The following is a 19,463-nucleotide window of genomic DNA, read 5'->3' on the forward strand; positions in this document are numbered from 1 at the left end:
AAATCGGCTCAGGGCCTGATCACCACAGGGGACGGGCAGGAGCTGTGTAGGTCTGCACTGCACGGGGAGCGGGCTCAGGCAGTGCGGAGTTGGCCTGAACGCAAGCGGGCAGGAAGACGTACCAGGACAGCAGGGAGGTGCACTGGGCGTCGCCTTCGCACTTGTCGGGAGCACAGACGTTCTGAGCACCGGTGTAGGTGCCGCAGGTGTCGGCCAGACGGAAGTCGACAGGCAGCGCAGCCATAATGCTGGCTGAGGAGATTTTGCCGTCGATCGAGTCGGCGATGATCGCCGAGCGCAGAGCCACCACAGAGGTGGACTTCATCTTCCAGTAAGGGAAGTAGGAAGCGGTCTGATCCTTGAGGAACTTGACGCCGTCCTTGGAGTAGAGGAAGCGGGACACACCGACGATGTCGACCGAGTAGGTCTTGGTCATGCCTTCCTGGATCTCTTCGGCAGTCCAGCCGGAGTTGTTGATACCAGCGTCAAGAGCACGGTCGGTGATTTCACCAGTCTTGAAGAACGTTTTGAAAGCTTTGGAGGAGGTGGTCCACACAGCACCACCGGTGTTCCAGCGGACAGGACGCTTGGTACCGGCTTCTGCGGGAGCAGCCAGAGTGGCGAGGGAAGCACCAGCCAGAAGGCCAGCAGCGAGACGAGTAAACACGGACGACAGAGAGGGACGTCAGCTAAAAAAATAGCTGTAGGTAAAAAAATCGCCAACACAAATCGGTCGATCTCGCTCGATCAGGACCAAGTCGAGCTCAAATCCGGCAGATCGGGGGAGGCTGTCCCGGGCCGAAATCAGCTCCGACCACGGCCAGACGCCAGTCCCCGAGGCTGACGTGGTGCACCTGCAACCGCAGGCCCAGGCTGCGATGAACCGCCATGCCGATCGTCTCGCTCAACGACCATTGGTCCAGATCGGTTGCCAGTCCTCCCCGTTGCCATTTGATCGCCGCTTCCTTGGCAATCCAGTGCTGCAATACCGCCGGGCGGCGTTCCGCGGCCGCAAGGCGCAGCAGTGCATCCCGGTCATCGGGGCAGAAGAAGCGCCGGCAGAGAGCCTCCGCCGCAAAGCTGCGGTCATGCCGTTCGAGATCGACCCCGATGCGTTGGCTGGACCAGCCCAGCAGCAGGGCATCAGGACTGTGGCTGATGCTGATCCAGCCCCATCCAGCAGCGAGGGTAGGCGGATGCCCCGGGGGCGCATCCAGGGGGATGCGATCCGGACACAGTCGCAAGCGATCCGCAAGACAGCTGCGCAGCCAGCGACGGGAATGGGCAAACTGCTCCGCGCGCTGCGATCCGAGAGCGTCCGCCCAGGAGCGTTCCCGCTCCGTCAGCGTCACCTGGGCATCGGGAGCCTCCCGCCTCGGGATCAGCCAAAGGGCCATTACGCTGCCGCCAGTTGACTCCGACTGCGCCTGTGGCTCTCCAGATCGGCGATCCGGCACCTGATTTCACACTCCCCAATCAGGACGGTGAACCCGTGAAGCTGTCCTCATTTCTGGGACAACGGGTCGTTCTGTACTTCTACCCCAAGGACGACACGCCGGGTTGCACCAAGGAGGCCTGCAACTTCCGCGACCGCTGGGAACGCTTCGCTGAGCACGGCATCCAGGTGCTCGGCATCAGCAAGGACAACGCTGCCTCCCACACCAAGTTCATCAGCAAGCACGAACTGCCCTTCACCCTGCTGACGGACGAGGAGCCCTGTGCCGTGGCGACCACCTATGAGAGTTACGGCCTGAAGAAATTCATGGGCCGCGAATACATGGGGATGATGCGCCACACCTTCGTGGTGGATGCCGAAGGCAAACTTGAGCGCATCTATACAAAAGTGAAATCCGCCTCGATGGCGGATGACCTGCTCAGTGATCTGGATCTGGGCTGATCATCGGGATCAGATCCACCAGTCCCTTCATCACCAGATCGGGATCACAGCGAACGTGGAGCCCCGCCCGGATCAGTTCAGGTTTCAGCCGGGCCGCGTCTCCTCCGCAGAGCCAGATGAGAGCGCCGCACTGCCGCTGTGCTTCCCCCAGAGCTCCCACCAGAGCCTGCAGGGCGCCACGCCACATCGCTGCATCGGTTTCCCGGGGGAACAGGCTTGGGGATTCGACATCCAGAGCCGGCAGATCAAGGCCGGATGCACCCGCGGCCATGGCCTGCAGCTGCATCCGCAGGCCCGGAATCAGCTGACCACCCCGGAAACCACCGGCGGAGTCCAGAAGCGTGAGGCTGAGCACCGTGCCGGCATCCGCCAGCAGCACACCGGCCCGACGATCCAGTTGCTGTTCGATGCTGCGGCTCCAGGCACTGAATGCCCCCAGTGCCCGGTCAACCCCGAGCCAGGGAGGACAGCCCTCCACGGGGACGTCCGCCAGGGTGAGGCGTCGAACCGTGTTCAGGAATGGCGTCTCCGGCACCGGGCCGACAGCCGCCCAAACAGGCGGCGTGATCTCGAGCCGGCTGAGGTCGGGGAGGCTGTGGTCGAAATGCCAGCGATCGGCCTGGAACTCGGCCCAGTGCCAGCGACTGTTTCCGATCAGCAGGCCGGTGCTGCAGACCGCCGGATCGACCACGATCAGATGCCGTCCCCGAGCATTCCCTCAGCAGCGTTCTGCGGCAGGTGGATGCCGCACTCCTGCTTCAGGCCGCCGAAACGGGTGCCGCGGCCGCTGTGGTCTCCGCTGTCCGGACCGCTGGAATGCCAGTCCCCGACCGTCGAGTAGCCCTGATCAAACAGCGGGTGCTGAGGCAGAGCATGCTCTTGCATGTAATAGAAGACATCCCTGGGGGTCCAGTCGAGCAACGGCCGCAGGGACAGTCGAGTGCGGATCGGATCCAGCCAGGTCATCGAACGGCGGTGGTCGGTCTGCCCGCTGCGCACTCCGCTGGCCCAGCAGCGGACATCAAGGGATGCGAACGCCTCTTCAAGCGGTTCCACCTTGCGGATCCGGTGGTAGGTCTCCAGGTCACTGACCTGCCCTGTCTCCCAGAGCCGACCATGCAGGGCCTCCATGCGGGCAGGAGACATCGAACTCTGCGCCACCACCAGACGGATGCCCAGTTGTTCCGTCAGCTGCTGGGCGTAGTGGTAGGTCTCCGGTGGCAGGTAGCCGGTGTCCACCCAGATCACGGGGATGGACTCACCGTCCTCCAGCTGACTGACCATGTGCAGCAGCACTGCCGACTGGATTCCGAAACTGGTGGTGAGGGCGAAAGTGCCTGGGAAACGATGCTGCGCCCAGGCCAGTCGCTCCGCAGGGGCGAGCGGTTCCAGATCGCTGCGCGCCGCCTCGAGATCCATTGCTGCAAGCGGATCCAGGGAGGACATCTCCAGGGGGACCGCAGTGCGAGTCATGGCGTCCGAGCCGTCGGTCATAGCGCCATCTTCACCCGTCGCCGTTCCGGCAACGCTGCCTATGGTTTGCAGAACACTCACACCGCCCATGACAGCACCTTCGTCACCATGCGATGCCGTGGTGATCGTGGGCGGTGGATTCGGCGGATTGACGGCGGCCCTCAGCCTTCGCAGCCGAGATCCCTCCCTCCCCATCGTGCTGGTGGAGCCGCGGGAGCGCTTCCTGTTCCAGCCGATGCTCTATGAGCTGCTCAGTGATGAGCTGCAGCTGTGGGAAGTGGCGCCTCCCTACCGGGATCTGCTCAGCGGCCGGGGCATCAGCTGGCTGCAGGACACTGTGCAGTCGATCGACGGCGACGGCAGGACCCTGATCACCGCGGGCGGTCAGACCTTGAGCTGGAGCCAGCTGCTGATCGCCACCGGAGCGGAGTCTGCTGATTTCGGGATCCCTGGTGTGCTGCGGCATGCCATCGGCTTCCGCGATCTCGCCGACGTGGCAACCCTGCGCCGCTGGATCAGGGATCTGCGCCACCAGCGCCTGGACGATGCCGCCCTCGTCATCGCCGGTGCCGGCCCCACCGGCGTTGAGCTGGCCTGCAAGATGGCCGATCTGCTCGAGGGCTCAGCGCGCCTTCATCTGATCGAACTCAGCGACTCGATCCTGCCCGGAAACGCGGCCTTCAACCGGGAGCGTGCCGCAGCGGCTCTGGCACGACGTGACGTGACCCTGCATCTCAACACGGCCGTGACCGAGGTCCATGCCGACCGGGTGGACCTGAACAACGGCACATCCCTGAGCCATGCCGGACTGATCTGGACCGCCGGCAGTCGGCCGAGCTGGCCACCTCTGAATCCCTCCCCCGCACTGGAGGCCGGACGCCTTCAGATCCAGCCGGATCTGAGCGTGAAGGGATCGAGCAGCATCTTCGCCATCGGCGATGCCACCCGCAACGCTGACGATCCCTGGCCGAGCACCGCTCAGGTGGCGATGCAGCAGGGAGCCGCCGTGGCCGAAGCCATCTGTGCCGTGCGCCACCAGTCCACAGCCGCACCGTTCCGTTTCGAGGACCGCGGGGAGATGCTCAGCCTCGGCATCGGCGACGCCACCCTCACCGGAATGGGCATCACCCTGGCCGGGCCGCTGGCCTTTCAGATTCGCCGTGCTGCCTATCTCACGCGGTTCCCGGGCCTTGCTCTGGGCCTGAGATCGGCCGGCGCCTGGCTGCTCGGCCGTTGAAGCAAGCCCACCTCGCAGGACGCACCAGGGGCCTCCGCCCTGCCCAGCAGCGTCAGCTCGAACGGCTCAGTCACCGCCGCCATCCCGAGTCCAGCGGTGCCGACCTTCTCACCCTGGAACGGCTGGCGGAGATGGCCCTGGAGCTCGAACAGCCCCTGCATCTGGTGCTGGACGGTCGCGGCCTCTGCCGTCTGCTATGGATCGGTCCGCTCCACGGATCCGACCCCCTGCTCACGCATTTGCCGCAGGCTCCCCGTCGGCAGAGCGGCGGTTGGAGACTGATCAGCTGTCCCTTCAGTCGGCAGGGGCTGTCCAGCGAGCCCCGCGACAGCGTGGTGGCCCTGGATCTGGCGCCCCGATCCTGGCTGTGCTTCGCCCCCTGCACGGCATCGGACGGCAGCCGACCGGCGCGACTGCTGCAACCGGATCCGAAGCAGCCCCTGGGATGGCGAACCCTGGAAGAAGGGGCTCTTCGCGACCTGTGCCAGCTGCAGCCACCGAGCCTGCCGAGCGGCGACGCCCCCTCCCCTGTCGCCGCCGACAACCCGGCTGAACGCGTGCTGCTGCTCACCCTCGCGGCCCGCGATCCCGGCAGGAGTGAACGGGAGCTGGCAGAGCTGGAAGGACTGGTGCGCAGTGCCGGGGCGACACCGGTGGCCGTGATCCAGCAGCGCCCGGGCAGCGCCAACCCCCAGACCCTGTGGGGGACGGGCAAATTGCAGGAATCCGCACTCGAGGTGCGCCGCAACGGTGCGTCCCTGGTGATCACGGACCGGGAGTTGTCTCCTGTGCAGGCCCGCAATCTGGAACGGCTGCTCGACTGTCCGGTGATGGACCGCAGCGAGCTGATCCTGGACATCTTTGCCCAGCGGGCCGGCAGCGCTGCCGGTCGTCTGCAGGTGGAGCTGGCCCAGCTGCGATACCGCCTTCCACGCCTGCTGGGCCGTGGCCGCAGCCTCTCGCGTCAGGGCGGCGGTATCGGCACCCGCGGACCGGGTGAAACCCAGCTGGAGAAGGATCGACGCGCCATCAGCCGACGCATCGAACGGCTGATGCGCGATCAGAAGCAACTGCAGGAGCACCGCAGCCGTCTGCGGGAGCAGCGCCAAGACCTGCCGCGGGTGGCTCTGGTGGGGTACACCAATGCCGGAAAGTCAAGCCTGCTCAATGCACTCTGTGGCAGGCGGGAGAGCGACCGCGTGCTGGCGGAGAACAAACTCTTCGCCACCCTCGATCCCACCACCCGCAAGCTGGATATGCCCCGCCCGGGCCAACGCCCCGACCGGGTGCTGCTCACCGACACGGTCGGTTTCATCCGGGATCTTCCGGCCCCGCTCGTGGAGGCCTTCCGCGCCACCCTCGAAGAGGCCCTCGATGCCGACGTGCTGCTGCTGGTGGTGGATCTGGCCGATCCGGACTGGCCCAGTCAGCTGAGCACCGTGCACCGGCTCCTGGACTCCCTCGGCAGTCGGGCCTTCCGCCAGGTGGTGGCCAATCAGATCGACCGCTGCTCGCTGGACGCCATCGAAGCGATCCGCTGCCGGGAGCCCGCCAGCCTCTTCCTCTCAGCGATGCGGGGGGACGGTCTTCGGGGGCTGCAGCAATGGCTCCGGGATCAGTTCTTCCCTGCCGGGGCAGAATCGGAGGCACCTGTGAACGGGCAGGCCCCGGAATGGCCGAGCTGACCAGCGCGATCCAGGACCCGCATGCCCTGATCACCCTGGCCGTGTTGATCCTGGCTGTGGTGCTGTTCATCTCCGGTGCTCTGGCACCGGAACTCACCGGGCTGCTCAGCGTTGGGCTGCTGATGGCCTCAGGCGTTCTGAATCCTCAGGAGGCCCTGGCGGGATTCGGGAGCCCCGCTCTGATCACGCTGCTGGGCCTGTTCCCTGTCTCCGCTGCTCTGTTCAAAAGCGGTGCCCTCGATCGTCTGAGAGCTCTGATCGCCTCCGAGCGGATCCGGACCCCACGGCGTCTGATCGCCCTGATGGCCTTCGTGATCGCGCCGGTGTCCGGCATCGTGCCCAACACCCCCGTGGTGGCCTCACTGCTGCCGGTGGTGGAGAACTGGTGCCACCGCCGGGGGCTCTCGCCCTCGAGGGTGCTGCTGCCGCTGTCCTTCTCCACCGTGCTGGGGGGCACCCTGACCCTGCTGGGCAGTTCCGTGAACCTGCTGGTGAGCGACATCAGCGAGCAGCTCGGCTATGGATCCCTGGAACTGTTCAGCTTCACGCTGATCAGCATCCCGATCTGGCTGGCCGGCGCTCTCTATCTCGTGCTCGCCCCGCGGGTGCTGCTGCCGGATCGGGGCAGCAACGGCGACGAGCTCACCATCAATCCCCAGACCAGTTCCTACTGCACGGAAGTGACGATTCCCGGGGATTCGGAACTGGTCGGTCGCTCACTGCACAACAGCCGTCTGCAACGGCGCTTCGATGTGGACGTGCTGGAACTTCAGCGTGGCGGAGAACGCCTGCTCCCCCCCCTGGCGGATCGCCGGCTGCAGGCAGGCGATCACCTGCTGCTGCGGGTCACCCGCCAGGACCTGCTGCGCCTGCAGCAGGACCACACCATCCAGCTCACCACCCAGGGGCAGAACGCCGGCGTCAACCTCGACAGCAGCACCAGCGGCCAGAAAACGGTGGAGGTGCTGCTGCCAGCCGGCTCCACCCTGGCCGGAGCCAGCCTGCGGGAACTGCGTTTCCGCCAGCGCCACAACGCCACGGTGCTGGCGCTGCGCCGCGGCCAGGAAACCGTTCAAGAACGGCTTGGCCAGGTGGTGTTACGGGAGGGGGATGTGCTGCTGCTTCAGGCACCGCTCGATTCGATCCGCGGGCTGCAGGCCAGCAACGACCTTCTGGTGCTCGACCGGCTGGAGGAGGACCTGCCGACGGTGCGCCGCAAGCCGCTGGCGGTGTCGATCGCCGTCGGCATGCTGCTGCTGCCGACCCTGACGCCGGTGCCGCTGGTGGCCTCGGTGCTGCTCGCCACCGTGGCGGTGGTGGCCAGTGGCTGCCTGCGAGCAGGTGAGCTGCAGCGGGCGATCCGCCTGGATGTGATTCTGCTGCTGGGTTCCCTCACCAGTTTCAGCGTCGCCCTCAAGACAACGGGGCTGGCTGATGCGCTGGCTGCCGGGCTGTCGCAAGGGCTGGAGGGCTGGCCGACCTATGGGGCGCTGATGGTGGTCTTCATCGGCACCACGCTGGTGACGCAGGTGATGAGCAACGCCGCCTCGGTGGCCCTGCTGGCGCCGGTGGCGGTGCAGCTGGCACCGGGGCTGGATCTGCCGGCCACCGCCTTGCTGATCACCGTGCTGTTCGGGGCCAGCCAGTCGTTCCTCACCCCGGTGGGGTATCAGACGAATCTGATGGTGTTCGGCCCAGGACGCTATCGGTTCCTGGACGTCACCCGATACGGAAGCGGTCTGACGCTGATCATGACCGTGCTGGTGCCGGCCCTGATCCTGTGGCGCTACGGCCCAACCTGATCAACACTGGTCGAATCCTCCAGCCGCACCGCGTGCCCCTCCGCCAGGCCCTCGAACGCAGCCAGGGCTGGCATCGCCGGCTCACCGTTCCGCAGTTCACGGTGGTGACAGGCCTGCTGGTGATCCTGCTCGGGACCCTGGTGCTGAGCACACCGCTCTGTTCCAACGAACGTGTCGGCCTCTGGGAAGCGCTGTTCACGGCCACCTCCGCCATCACCGTCACGGGGCTGTCGATCATCGACATCGGCACGGACCTGACCGGTTTCGGGCAGCTGGTGCTGGCCGGGATGATCCTGGCCGGCGGTCTCGGACTGATGGCGATCACCACGTTCCTGCAGGGATTCGTGGTGAAGGGAACCGCTCTGCGCCGCCGGCTTGACCGGGGGCGAACCCTCGATGAATTCGGCGTCGGCGGAGTGGGCGCCACCTTCCGTGCCATCGCCCTGACCGCAGCCGCGGTGATCCTGATCGGCGCGATGGTGCTCTACGGCTTCGGCTTCAGCGATATCCCGGATCGGGGGGAGCGGATCTGGGCGTCGCTGTTCCACAGCATCTCGGCTTACAACAATGCCGGCTTCGGTCTCTGGTCCGACAGCCTCGAGCGCTATCACGCGAACCCGGTCGTCAACGCGGTTGTGATGCTGCTGATCGTGATGGGCGGACTGGGCTGGCGGGTCACCAGTGACCTGGTCGGGCTCGGGTTCCGTCGGGGACGACGGCGTCCAAGCCTCCACACCCGGCTGGTGCTGCGGACCACCTTGCTGCTGATCGCCTTCGGCACCCTGGGGCTGGCGGTGACCGAATGGCTCAACCGGGGGGAGGTGTTCATCGAGATGACCTGGCCCGAACGCTGGATGACCGCCCTGTTCGAATCGGTCACCGCCCGCACTGCCGGCTTCACCACCGTTCCGTTCTCCCTGGAGAACATCACCGACTCGGGGACGCTGCTGCTGATGGCGCTGATGTTCATCGGTGCCAGTCCCGGCGGGACCGGCGGCGGGATCAAGACCACAACCGTCGCGGCGCTGATGGCGGCGACCCGCTCAACGCTGCGGGGCCGCGATTCCGTGGTGATCCGCAACAGGGAGATCTCCGACAAGGTGGTGCTGCGAGCCGTGGGCATCACCGTCGCCTCGCTGCTGTTCGTTCTGGGAATGGCCCTGCTGCTCAGTCTGGGGAGCAACCTCAACGGCGAGGAACCGTTCACCTTCCTGGAGATGCTGTTCACCTGCATCTCGGCGTTCTGCACGGTTGGCCTGGATCTCGGGGTGATCGAGGAACTGGGTCGTTTCGGGCAGCTGGTGCTGCTGATCGGGATGTTCGTGGGTCGTCTGGGTGTGTTTCTGCTGCTCAGCGCCATCTGGGAGGCGGTCAGCCGAGAGGGCCATCACCTGCACCGTCAGAATCGGATCGGATACCCCCGGGAGGATCTGTATGTCTGAGCGTGATCCCCGGGCCCCTCAGCCATGAAGGAATGGTGGCAGTGGAGCCCGCTCCAGGGGAGTGAGCGGCTCGGCTTCGCGGTGATCGGCGTCGGGCGATTCGGGATCGCCGTCTGCCGCGAGCTGCTGCAGAACGGAGCCGAGGTGCTTGCCGTGGACCGCTCGGAACGCGCCATCGCGGAACTGCAGCAGCTGGAGCCCACCGTGGAGGCCAGGGTGGTCGACTGCACCGACGAGGAGTCGCTGCGCGAATCCGGCGTGCTCGACATGGGCACGGTGGTGGTGGCGATGAGTGAACCGATCGAGGCCAGCATCACCGCCACCCTGATCGCCAAGGACAGCGAGGGAACGCGGGTGAAGCAGGTGATTGCGCGGGCCACCAGCGACCTGCACGAAAAGATGCTGAAGCGGGTCGGAGCCGACCGCGTGATCTTCCCCTCCCGGATGCAGGGGGAACGCCTCGGGCTTGAACTGGTACGTCCGAATCTGATGGAGCGTCTGGCCCTGGATGAGAAGCACTGCATCGAGGAGATCAAGGTGCCGGAACCGTTCATGGGTCGATCCCTGCGGGACCTCAACCTGCGCAAGAACTTCCGCGTGAATGTGCTGGCCGCGGGCCCCCAGAGCAGCCTCACGGTGAACCCTCCGGCCTCCCACGTGCTGGAGGAAGGGCATCTGCTGGTGGTGATGGGTCTGGTGGACGACCTACAGCGACTGCCCAAGACCTGATCGCCCGCCCATGCTCTGCCTCGGTCTGATGAGCGGCACCAGCGCTGATGGGGTCGATGCCGTTCTGGCCGACTTCCAGGGCAGGGCCGAACGTCCTGGCTGGCGGCTGATCCGGCATCAGCACTGCCCGTATCCGGAGGATTTGCAGCACCAGCTGGTGACCGCCGGACAAGGCACTCCGCTGACTGCCGGAGCCTGGCTGGAGCTGGCGGAAGCGGTCACCGAAGCCCAGGCGGCTGCCGCCTGGGCCTGCGATCCGGACAGCAGAGCCGAACTGGTGGGGTGTCATGGCCAGACCCTGTGGCATCGCCCGCCGGCAAACGGACGCCGAGGGGCCAGCTGGCAGGTGCTGCAGGGGCCTCTGCTGGCCCGACTGCTGGAGCGAGCGGTGGTGCACGACTTCCGGGCAGCGGATCTGGCCCTGGGAGGACAAGGTGCACCGCTGGTGCCCAGGGCCGATGCGGCGCTGCTGGGGGGCATCGACGGCTGGCGGGCCCTGCTCAATCTCGGAGGCATCGCCAACCTGACGCTGATCCCCCCGCGATGCGGTCCGGATCGCAACGCGGCGGTGCGGGGCTGGGACTGCGGCCCCGCCAACACGCTGATTGATCTGGCGATGCAGCGATTCAGCGAAGGCCGGATCCGTTTCGACCGGGACGGCACGACGGCTGCAGCCGGTGAGTGCCGGGATGACTGGATCCGCCGCTGGCTGACGGAGCCCTACTTCCAGGAGGATCCGCCGAAATCCACCGGGCGAGAACGCTTCGGAGCCGAAGATCTGGAGCGGCGACTGGGTGACCTCTCCGGGATGCGACCGGAGGATGCGATCGCCACCCTCACCGGCTTCAGTGCAGCCGTGGTGGGGCAGGATCTCGACCGACTGCAGAGGCGGGAGGGGGTCCGGCCTCTCGAGCTGGTGGTGGCCGGCGGCGGACGACGCAATCCCAGCCTGATGTCGGCCCTGCGCCGGCGATGCCATGGCCTGCAGCTGCGCAGCTCCGACAGCCTGGGGCTGGCGGCGGAAGCCCGGGAAGCCCTCGTGTTCGCCCTGCTGGCCTGGTGGCACCACAAAGGCCACCCGGCCAACGCGCCGGCGATCACCGGCGCAGCACGGGAGACGCTGCTGGGGGTGAGGGTGGAACCGGCCTGAGGCTGCCTCAGCCGGGCCGATGCAGCCTCAGGCGACGCGGCGCTCCGCGCAGACGCCGGGGCTGCTGAGCCTCGAGGCTGTTGCGGAGCCTGTCTTCCGGCCGCATGGCTACCGGCGAAGACTCCTTGGCAGCTGATAGCCCCGCATCGCCCTGCTCATGGCGCTGCACCCCTTGCTGGATCAGCACGCGCGCCATGTTGCTGACGGTGCGGGATTCCTGCTCCGCCAGGGCCGTCAGCCGGGCACAGAGATCCTCGGGCAGGACCACCTGAATCCGCGGGGACTTGGGCTTCCCGCTGGTCGAGGTCTGACGGGTGGGCACGACCGGATCTCCTGATGGAGTCTCAGCTACCCGAAAGTGTACAGAGGTGGGCAAGGGTAGTATCCACGACTATGGTGAGGGCACTGGTCCTCCTCGGAGTACCCCATGACGCAATCCGCCTCGAAAGCGACCACCAAGGCTCCATCCCAGCCGAGTCGCCGTCCCCGACGCCGCCCGAACCGGCGCGGCCCGGACAACAGCGACGTGCTGGTGTCCGCCGTGATCAGCACCTACCTGCTGACCCATCTGCACCACGTGCTGCAGCGGGCGGAATACGGAGCGAGCCAGGAGGGCCGCAGCTCCCAGGCCGCCAATTACGCCCAGCTCCGCAAGGTGCTCTGCATGGATGCCCGCAGCATGGAGGACGCCTCCGCCCTCGGTCAGCGGGAGGAAGGGATCGACAGGGCCGCCTGAGGCCTGCGGCCAGATCCCACGGCTCTGAATAGCGTTGCGTCAGACGCGTGAGGCCGATGACCGCCAATGCCGCTGCGCTCTATGAGCGGATCCGCAGTAATCCCGATCAGACCCAGGCACTGTTCCGTCAGGCCCTGCAAGATCCCACCGGAGCGATGGACTGCATCTGCCGGCTGGGAGACGACCTCGGTCTGCCGGTGACTCCGGACGAGGTGAAGGCACACCTGGCCAGCCTCGACGACGCCGATACGAGCCGCTGGCTGATCAAAGCCCGCGGCGGTCTGTGAGGGCAGCCTGATCCCGGGAGGGAGCACGACGCTCGTAACCGCCGCCACCAGCCCAGCTGAAGAACAGCCAGTAACTGACCAGGGCGAGGCCCGCCGCCACCACCAGCGCTGCCAGCTGCTCCAGTTTCGGCATCGAGTGGTGAGCCAGAGACTTTTCAGTCTGCCGGCAGGGATGATGGGTGCTCAACGCCCCTCGGCCGGTGCTGCGACTCGAGCACGTCAGCAAGATCTATCCCACCGGGGAGGTGCTGCGGAATGTCACCTGGGAGGTGAAACCCGGAGACCGCATCGGCCTGGTGGGGGTGAATGGTGCCGGCAAGTCCACACAGATGCGCCTGATCGCAGGCGAGGAAGAGCCCAGCAGTGGCCAGGTGGTGCGCCAGGGTGAACCCCGCATCGCCTACCTGCAGCAGGAGTTCGATGTGGATCCTGACCGCTCGGTCCGGCAGGAGCTGTTTCAGGCTTTCGGAGAGGCGGCCACGGTGCTCAACCTTCAGCGGCAGGTGGAGGATGAGATGGGCTCCGAGAAGGCAGCGGAGGATCCCGCCCATCTCGACCAGCTGATCCACGAGCTCGGCCGGCTCCAGAGCCGGTTCGAAGCCCTCCATGGTTACGAGCTCGACGCGCGCATCGACAAGCTTCTGCCCACCATCGGGTTCACGCCTGAGGGTGCTGAACAGCTGGTGCGGGATTACTCCGGCGGCTGGCAGATGCGCATCGCCCTCGGCAAGATCCTTCTCCAGGAACCAGACCTGCTGCTGCTGGACGAGCCGACCAACCACCTGGACGTCGAGACGATCCAGTGGCTGGAGGGCTACCTGCTGGAGCAGACCGCAGCTCTGGTGGTGATCAGCCACGACCGCACCTTTCTGGACCGGGTGTGCAATCAGATCGTTTCCACGGAACGGGGCATTTCCCGCAGCTACCTGGGCAACTACACCGCCCATCTCGAGCAGAAACAGCTGGAACAGGAGGCGACCCAGGCGGCGTTTGATCGCCAGCAGAAGGAGATCGCCACCCAGCAGGCCTACATCGACCGCTTCCGCGCCAGTGCCACCCGCAGCACCCAGGCCAAGAGCCGCGAGAAACTGCTCGAGAAGGTCGAGATGGTCGATGCACCGATCGAGACGGTGGCTGGCCCGAGCTTCCGCTTTCCCGATGCCCCACGTTCCGGTGCCCAGGTGGCGGTGATCGAGAACCTCACCCACAGCTACGGCGAGAAGATCCTGTTCCTCGGTGCCGACCTCGAGGTGGAACGGGGGGATCGCATCGCCTTCGTGGGACCGAACGGCGCAGGCAAATCCACCCTGCTGAGGCTGGTGATGGGCCTGGAGCCCCCCGACGACGGATCGGCCCGCCTGGGTGAGCACAACGTGGTGGGGCGCTATTTCGAACAGAACCAGGCTGAAGCGCTGGATCTGGAGAAAACCGTGATCGACACCATGTTCGAGGCGGTGCCCGACTGGACCCAGACTCAGGTGCGCTCATTGCTTGGCAGCTTCTGCTTCAGCAACGACACCGTGTTCAAGGAGGTGGGCAAGTTGAGCGGTGGCGAGAAAGCTCGCCTGGCCCTGGCCCTGATGCTGCTCAGCCCCTGCAATCTGCTGGTGCTGGATGAGCCCACCAACCACCTGGACATCCCGGCGAAGCAGATGCTTGAGGAGGCTCTCCAGCACTTCGAGGGGGCCGTGCTGGTGGTGTCCCACGACCGCTATTTCATCTCCAAGGTCGCCAATCGCATCGTGGAGCTGCGTGATGGCGACCTGATCCTGTACCGAGGCGATTACGGCTATTACCTCGAAAAGAAGGCGGAAGAAAGGGCTGCAGCGGAACAGCAGCGGCTCGCAGAGGATCAAGAAGAGAAACGGAAGGCGAATCGCCAGAAGCAGAAGGACCGGCAGGCCCGCCGCAAGAAGACGGCCTGAACAGCGATCTCAGCCGAAGAGCCTCACTGCCTTAAGCAGACTTCACACAGGCTTAGGCAGGAGCACTCATTCTCCTTTACCTGTTCATCACGTGTGCATAGGCTGACAAAACCCGCTCCCAGCCGTGATGACGAAGGCCTCCCGTCCAGGTTTCGCTGCCTCGTCCGGCGGTCCGTCTGGACAGAACGAGCAGACCTGGGATGCCGTGGAGACCTACTTCGAATGCATCACGACCTGCTCGCTGGATGACGGCGACTGCATCACCCGCTGCGTGGAACAGTTGCGGGATTCCGAGAGCTAGCCCTCTCAGGCCGGCTGAAGTGTGGAGAGGTCGACCGGTGTGACCTCGAGCGTCAGCTCGTCCTCTCCGCGTCGCACCGTGATGCGCAGCCGCTCACCGACTCCACGGCTTTCGATGGCGCTGACCACGGCAGCCGGGCCCTTCATGGTGCGGCCATCGATGGAGAGGATCACATCGTCCACCTTCAGGCCGGCCTTGTCTGCCGGACCTCCGGGTTGCACCGAACGGATCACAGCCCCGGGAGGCACGGCAGCGCCAGGATTGGGGGACGGGACCGGCGAGAGACCGATACCCACTATCGGATGCTGGACCCGACCGGACTTCACCAGCTCACGGGCGATCGCCTGAGCCCGGTTGATCGGGATCGCGAATCCGAGACCGGCTCCTGGGCCGGAGCGCACCAAGGTGTTGATCCCGACGACCTCCCCATCGGCATTGAGTAGGGGGCCGCCGGAATTTCCAGGGTTGATGGCGGCATCGGTCTGGATCAGATCCAACCGCTTGCCTGAGATCCCCAGCTGGGAGACGTTGCGGTTCAGATTGCTGATAATGCCAAGGGTGACGGTGTTCTCAAGACCGAAGGGGTTGCCCACTGCGATGGCCCAGTCCCCGACATTGAGCTGATCGGAATCCCCGAGCGTCGCGGTGGGCCAGGGCCCCTTGCCTTCGAGACGCACGACCGCCAGATCGGTGAGCGTGTCCTTGCCGACCACCCGGCCGGACACCCGGCGGCCGTCGGAGAGCCCCACGCTGAGGGTGTCGGCACCCTCCACCACATGGGCGTTGGTCAGCAGCAATCCCTCCGCATCGAAGATCACCCCGCTGCCCTGGCCGCGCTGCACGCGTGAACGGGGCGTCGCCGTGCCGGGTATTCCGAAGAAATGACGGAACATGGGATCCGCCATCAGTCCGCGAGGCAGGCCGGACACCCCTGGACTGCGCACGGTGCGCGCGGTCTCCAGGGTCACCACAGCCGCTCCACTGCGCTTCACGGCCGCCGCCACGAAAGATTCCCGTGAAAGCGCAGCCGAGGCCGGTCCGGCCAGAGCCATCTGCTGAGCCGTGACGAACTGCTGGGCGGCAGCACCGCCGATCAACAGGCCACCAGCGACGACAGGAACAAGAAGGGCGCGGGGCGGGGTCCAGTTCGACAGATTCACCAGCAGGACTAACGAAGAGATGTTCAAACCGTAAGGAGATGGTCTGGCGCAATCCAGACTGCGGCCGGTCAGACCTGTGACCGAGTGCGTCCAGTCCCTGCTGGCAGCCATGATGGTGCTGTTGGAACGCTTGGCCCAACGATGCTGTCGTCCCTGTTCCCCGTTCTCTACGGCGTCGTGTTCGTGGCTTTGCTGTGGCAGGCGTTCCGCGTGATGAGCCGCGGATTCAGTGCGGCAAGCGGTCCGATTGATGAGCCCGTTGACCGTACAGGCCGTGTCACCGTGCACCCGGAATTGCTCGACAATGACGGGCGGATCACCGAGGAGGATCTGCTGACGGTGCGTTTCGGCGGGGACGAGGAGGCCGGCTCAGACACCTCAGGGACCACTGCTGAATAAGTTAGGGATCGGTTGTCGTCAGACGGCACCGTTCTGGAATCGATGAGAGGGTCGAACGAGTGGATCAGAGAACACGGATCGTTGCTGCAGTCATCAAGGGCGTGAGACTTCCGCCCCGCTTCCGTCTGAGGATGCTGAAGGAAGATCCTGTGCGACTCGAGCTCAGCCTCACGCCTGCCTACGGCAAACAACCGGTGATCGTGGGGCTGGTGGAATCCCTCGACCTGGTGGCCCGCCGCGACCGCGAAGGGCGGATTCCCCGGGATCTGCAGGGGACCTGGGACTGGACGGTGCGCCATGGCCAGGTGAGCACCGGCGGATGGAATCCTTATCTCAAGGAAGCGCTTCAGACCATGTTCGAAACCGGGCTGCCGGCGATCGTGTTTGAAGAGCTCACAGGAGAGGAATACCACCCGGTGGATGGCACCCGCCATGTGCGCTGAATCCAACGCTCTGTAAAAACGTGCGAACAGCGACCACAAGCGGCGGCGACCGGAGCTAGACCGGAATTGTTCCGGCCTTTAAGGAACTCTTTATGGCCAACCTCACCACCTCCCTTGGGCCGCTGGTGAAGCTGCTCGCCGCCTTCGGTGCCGTCAGCAGCCTGCTGTTGCTCGGGGTGCTGAACCTCGTTCACTAGCCCCGGCTTGACGGCCTACCCGATCGATCCGCTGTTGCCGCGGCTCTGCGAAGCGCTGCAACCGGGATCCACAGTGCTGCTCCAGGCTCCTCCAGGAGCTGGCAAGACGACCCGCGTGCCTCTGGCTCTGCTGGACGCCCTGGGCCCGATGGGCGGCAAACCCATCCTGGAGGGGCGGATCTGGATGATCGAACCCCGACGCCTGGCTGCCAGAGCCGCTGCATCCCGCCTGGCGGAGACCCTTGGGGAAAGCGTCGGTGAGCGGGTCGGGTTCTCGGTCCGCGGCGAGCAGCAACGCTCGGCACAGACGCAGGTGGAGGTGATCACCGATGGCCTGTTTCTGCGACGACTGCAGGCCGACCCGGCTCTCAACGGTGTGGCCGTGGTGCTGTTCGACGAATTCCACGAACGTCGTCGGGACGCCGATCTTGCCTTCGCGCTGCTGCAGGAAGCCCGTCCGCTGCTGCAACCGGAGCTGGCGGTGATGCTGATGTCAGCCACGCTCGATCTCTCCGACCTGCGGAACCGTCTGCCGGAGGCCGCCGTGCTGGACAGCGAGGGGCGGGCTCACCCTGTGGAGACCGTTCACCAGCTCCCCCGGCGCGATGAGGCCCTGCCTCGTCAGGTCCTCAGGGCGATCGAAACTCACGCCATCGAGCTGCCCGCACGCAGCGGTGTGCTGGTGTTCCTGCCGGGCCTGGCGGAGATCATCCGGTGCAAGGAACTGCTGGAGACAGCTGGATACCTGCGGCGCTGGCGGATCCTGCCGCTGCATGGCCAGCTGCCCCTGGAGGAGCAGAACCGTGCCCTGCAGCGCTGCAGCGCTGACCATGACGGAACGGTGATCCTCGCCAGCGCCATCGCGGAAAGCTCGGTGACCATCGACGGCGTGCGCCTGGTGATCGACAGCGGACTCAGCCGGCAGCTGCGCTACGACCCCGGGCATGGCATGGAAGGCCTGGAGACAGTCCCCTCCAGCCTGGCCAGCGCCGATCAACGCCGCGGACGGGCAGGACGCCAGGGGCCGGGCTGCTGCGTGCGGCTCTGGTCTCCAGCGGAACAGCAGCGGCGGCCGGCCTTCAGCACGCCGGAACTGCAGCTGGCGGATCCGCAGCCCGTGGTACTGGAACTGGCAGCCTGGGGCGCAGGCCTCGGGGAGGAGCTTCCCTGGCTCGAGCCACCGCCTGCGGCATCGCTGCTGGAGGGCCAGCAACAGCTGATCGCCCTTGGGGTCCTGACCACCGATGGCAGGCTGAGCCCCACCGGCAGGCTGCTGGGCCAGCTGGGCACGCATCCGCGCCTGGGGGTGCTGATGCTGGAGGCACACCGACGGGGCTGTCCCGAACTCGGATGTGACCTGGCGGCCCTCCTTAGCGAACGGGACCCGCTGCGTCTGCGCGACAGCGGGTGCGACCTTCACGCCCGGCTCGAGGCTCTCAAACGGGAGAGACGGCTGGCCCCGCTGCGACAGCTCAGCCGTCAGCTGCGCCGCCAGCTTGAGAGGCTGAAGCTCGATCCTCCGCATGACCAACCGGAGCAGGACGCCTCCCGGCTGATCCTGGCGGCGTTTCCAGGCTGGCTGGCACTGCAGCGTCCCGGCCAGCCGGGCCGCTACCGGTTGCGTCAGGGACGCGGAGCCGATCTGGTGCCGCTTGACCCACTGACAGGGACCGAGGCGCTGGCGGTGGCACGGGTGGACCTCGGCAGTCGTGAGACCCGCATTCAGCTCGCCGTGGCGATCAGCGACGCCACGCTGCAGAGCCTGGCCGCGCAGGAGGGGCAGTGGCAGGACAGCGCGCACTGGGATGCCGCAGCAGCACGGATCCGGGCAAGGCGGAGGCTGATGCTGGGACATCTCACGATCCGAGAGGACGCTCTGCCGACCCCGGACGGACTCCAGTGCCGCGATCTGCTGCTGGATCTGCTGGCGGAGTCGCGCAGCCTCGACTGGATTCCCTGGACCGATGCCCTGCAACAGCTCTGTCGGCGCCAGGATCTGGCTCATCGCCATCTGGGAGCTCCCTGGCCGCAGAGAACGCCTGAGGCATTGCTCGCCACGGCGGAGCACTGGCTCGGCCCGGTCCTGATCGGCTGCCTCCGCTGGCAGGACCTGGATCCCACCACCCTGGAGAACGCTCTTTGGACAGACCTGGAGTGGGGGCATCGACAGCAACTGGAGACACTGCTGCCCCGCCAGGTTCCGATCCCGTCCGGTCGGTGTGCCGCCTTGCGCTACGAGGAGGATGAAGTGGTCCTTGCCGTGAAGCTGCAGGAGATGTTCGGCTGCACTGACAGCCCTCAACTGCTCGATGGACGATTGCCGGTGACGCTCGAACTGCTCTCCCCGGCCGGGCGGCCTCTGCAGCGGACCTGCGACCTGGCCGGCTTCTGGAGCGGAAGTTACGCCGACGTCCGACGCGACATGCGCGGGCGCTATCCAAAGCACCCCTGGCCGGAGGATCCACGCCAGGCGATCCCCACCGCCCGAACAAAACGGCGGCCATCACGTCCGAACTGAAAGGCCGGCCCATCACTCAGCGGTGTGCCCGAAAGCACAAGCAACAAATCTCCATCCTTTGTTACATTGCGTTCAACCAACC

Annotated in this window: 21 protein-coding genes; 14 read left to right on the forward strand and 7 right to left on the reverse strand. The window is 66.1% G+C overall.

Going from position 1 to position 19,463, the window contains the following annotated elements:
* Positions 1-19 precede the first annotated feature (19 nt).
* Both SynA15127_RS11605 and SynA15127_RS11610 read right to left on the reverse strand, forming a co-directional pair.
* Positions 20-667: an alpha/beta hydrolase gene (locus SynA15127_RS11605; RefSeq protein WP_186484236.1), complete on the reverse strand. Its 648-nt coding sequence runs from the start codon at positions 665-667 to the stop codon at positions 20-22.
* Between the two features lie 97 nt (positions 668-764).
* Positions 765-1,397 carry a 4'-phosphopantetheinyl transferase superfamily protein gene (locus SynA15127_RS11610; RefSeq protein ID WP_186484237.1) on the reverse strand — a complete coding sequence of 211 codons (633 nt, stop codon included), beginning with the start codon at positions 1,395-1,397 and terminating at the stop codon, positions 765-767.
* A 32-nt stretch (positions 1,398-1,429) separates the two neighbouring features.
* Between SynA15127_RS11610 and bcp the strand changes: the two genes are divergently transcribed.
* The gene (bcp, locus tag SynA15127_RS11615; protein WP_186485718.1) at positions 1,430-1,897 is read left to right on the forward strand and encodes a thioredoxin-dependent thiol peroxidase; all 468 of its coding nucleotides are present in this window, start codon (positions 1,430-1,432) and stop codon (positions 1,895-1,897) included.
* On the opposite strand, the gene SynA15127_RS11620 is transcribed toward bcp, so the two are convergent.
* Entirely contained in the window at positions 1,875-2,588 is a 714-nt protein-coding gene (locus tag SynA15127_RS11620; RefSeq protein ID WP_186484238.1) for a type III pantothenate kinase, read from the reverse strand. The two genes, bcp and SynA15127_RS11620, sit on opposite strands and share 23 nt — an antisense overlap.
* Before the next feature lie 2 nt (positions 2,589-2,590).
* Positions 2,591-3,391 (reverse strand): phosphoadenylyl-sulfate reductase, encoded by an 801-nt coding sequence (locus SynA15127_RS11625; RefSeq protein WP_186484239.1) that lies wholly within the window; start codon positions 3,389-3,391, stop codon positions 2,591-2,593.
* A gap of 67 nt (positions 3,392-3,458) precedes the next feature.
* Here SynA15127_RS11625 and SynA15127_RS11630 point away from each other — a divergent pair, with 67 nt between their 5' ends.
* The 6 genes from SynA15127_RS11630 to SynA15127_RS11655 are packed head-to-tail and all read left to right on the forward strand — an operon-like array spanning position 3,459 to position 11,415.
* Positions 3,459-4,607 (forward strand): NAD(P)/FAD-dependent oxidoreductase, encoded by a 1,149-nt coding sequence (locus tag SynA15127_RS11630; RefSeq protein ID WP_186484240.1) that lies wholly within the window; start codon positions 3,459-3,461, stop codon positions 4,605-4,607.
* Positions 4,604-6,292 (forward strand): GTPase HflX, encoded by a 1,689-nt coding sequence (gene hflX, locus SynA15127_RS11635; protein WP_186484241.1) that lies wholly within the window; start codon positions 4,604-4,606, stop codon positions 6,290-6,292. Before SynA15127_RS11630 ends, hflX begins: the two co-directional genes overlap by 4 nt.
* A complete protein-coding gene (locus SynA15127_RS11640; protein WP_186484242.1) occupies positions 6,280-8,094 on the forward strand; it encodes an SLC13 family permease in 1,815 nt (604 codons plus the stop codon). The genes hflX and SynA15127_RS11640 overlap by 13 nt, the downstream gene beginning before the upstream one ends.
* A gap of 32 nt (positions 8,095-8,126) precedes the next feature.
* On the forward strand, positions 8,127-9,536 hold the full coding sequence (locus SynA15127_RS11645; protein ID WP_186485719.1) for a TrkH family potassium uptake protein: 1,410 nt from the start codon (positions 8,127-8,129) through the stop codon (positions 9,534-9,536).
* Between the two features lie 24 nt (positions 9,537-9,560).
* Positions 9,561-10,265: a TrkA family potassium uptake protein gene (locus SynA15127_RS11650; RefSeq protein WP_186484243.1), complete on the forward strand. Its 705-nt coding sequence runs from the start codon at positions 9,561-9,563 to the stop codon at positions 10,263-10,265.
* 10 nt (positions 10,266-10,275) lie between these two features.
* Positions 10,276-11,415, forward strand: coding sequence for an anhydro-N-acetylmuramic acid kinase (locus SynA15127_RS11655; RefSeq protein ID WP_186484244.1), 1,140 nt, complete (start codon positions 10,276-10,278; stop codon positions 11,413-11,415).
* Positions 11,416-11,422: 7 nt separating this feature from the next.
* On the opposite strand, the gene SynA15127_RS11660 is transcribed toward SynA15127_RS11655, so the two are convergent.
* Positions 11,423-11,737, reverse strand: coding sequence for a hypothetical protein (locus tag SynA15127_RS11660; RefSeq protein ID WP_186484245.1), 315 nt, complete (start codon positions 11,735-11,737; stop codon positions 11,423-11,425).
* Between the two features lie 105 nt (positions 11,738-11,842).
* Between SynA15127_RS11660 and SynA15127_RS11665 the strand changes: the two genes are divergently transcribed.
* Together SynA15127_RS11665 and SynA15127_RS11670 are read left to right on the forward strand one after the other, a co-directional pair.
* The gene (locus SynA15127_RS11665; RefSeq protein WP_186484246.1) at positions 11,843-12,151 is read left to right on the forward strand and encodes a hypothetical protein; all 309 of its coding nucleotides are present in this window, start codon (positions 11,843-11,845) and stop codon (positions 12,149-12,151) included.
* Between the two features lie 56 nt (positions 12,152-12,207).
* Entirely contained in the window at positions 12,208-12,438 is a 231-nt protein-coding gene (locus SynA15127_RS11670) for a hypothetical protein (RefSeq protein WP_043693032.1), read from the forward strand.
* Here the strand turns inward: SynA15127_RS11670 and SynA15127_RS11675 are convergent.
* On the reverse strand, positions 12,416-12,571 hold the full coding sequence (locus SynA15127_RS11675) for a hypothetical protein (protein WP_186484247.1): 156 nt from the start codon (positions 12,569-12,571) through the stop codon (positions 12,416-12,418). The two genes, SynA15127_RS11670 and SynA15127_RS11675, sit on opposite strands and share 23 nt — an antisense overlap.
* Before the next feature lie 67 nt (positions 12,572-12,638).
* Between SynA15127_RS11675 and SynA15127_RS11680 the strand changes: the two genes are divergently transcribed.
* Together SynA15127_RS11680 and SynA15127_RS11685 are read left to right on the forward strand one after the other, a co-directional pair.
* A complete protein-coding gene (locus SynA15127_RS11680; RefSeq protein ID WP_186485720.1) occupies positions 12,639-14,363 on the forward strand; it encodes an ATP-binding cassette domain-containing protein in 1,725 nt (574 codons plus the stop codon).
* Positions 14,364-14,490: 127 nt separating this feature from the next.
* Positions 14,491-14,664, forward strand: a complete 174-nt coding sequence (locus SynA15127_RS11685) for a hypothetical protein (protein WP_186484248.1) — start codon at positions 14,491-14,493, stop codon at positions 14,662-14,664.
* A gap of 5 nt (positions 14,665-14,669) precedes the next feature.
* On the opposite strand, the gene SynA15127_RS11690 is transcribed toward SynA15127_RS11685, so the two are convergent.
* Entirely contained in the window at positions 14,670-15,827 is a 1,158-nt protein-coding gene (locus SynA15127_RS11690) for a trypsin-like peptidase domain-containing protein (RefSeq protein ID WP_370594049.1), read from the reverse strand.
* Positions 15,828-15,965: 138 nt separating this feature from the next.
* Here SynA15127_RS11690 and SynA15127_RS11695 point away from each other — a divergent pair, with 138 nt between their 5' ends.
* The 3 genes from SynA15127_RS11695 to hrpB all read left to right on the forward strand — a co-directional run bounded on the left by SynA15127_RS11695 (position 15,966) and on the right by hrpB (position 19,381).
* Complete coding sequence (locus tag SynA15127_RS11695; protein ID WP_186484250.1) at positions 15,966-16,223, forward strand: DUF2973 domain-containing protein; 258 nt, start codon at positions 15,966-15,968, stop codon at positions 16,221-16,223.
* Positions 16,224-16,282: 59 nt separating this feature from the next.
* Positions 16,283-16,666, forward strand: a complete 384-nt coding sequence (locus SynA15127_RS11700) for a hypothetical protein (protein WP_186484251.1) — start codon at positions 16,283-16,285, stop codon at positions 16,664-16,666.
* Positions 16,667-16,870: 204 nt separating this feature from the next.
* Complete coding sequence (gene hrpB, locus SynA15127_RS11705) at positions 16,871-19,381, forward strand: ATP-dependent helicase HrpB (protein ID WP_186484252.1); 2,511 nt, start codon at positions 16,871-16,873, stop codon at positions 19,379-19,381.
* Positions 19,382-19,463: the final 82 nt, after the last annotated feature.

The sequence above is a fragment of the Synechococcus sp. A15-127 genome, from assembly GCF_014280215.1.
GTDB lineage: Bacteria > Cyanobacteriota > Cyanobacteriia > PCC-6307 > Cyanobiaceae > Parasynechococcus.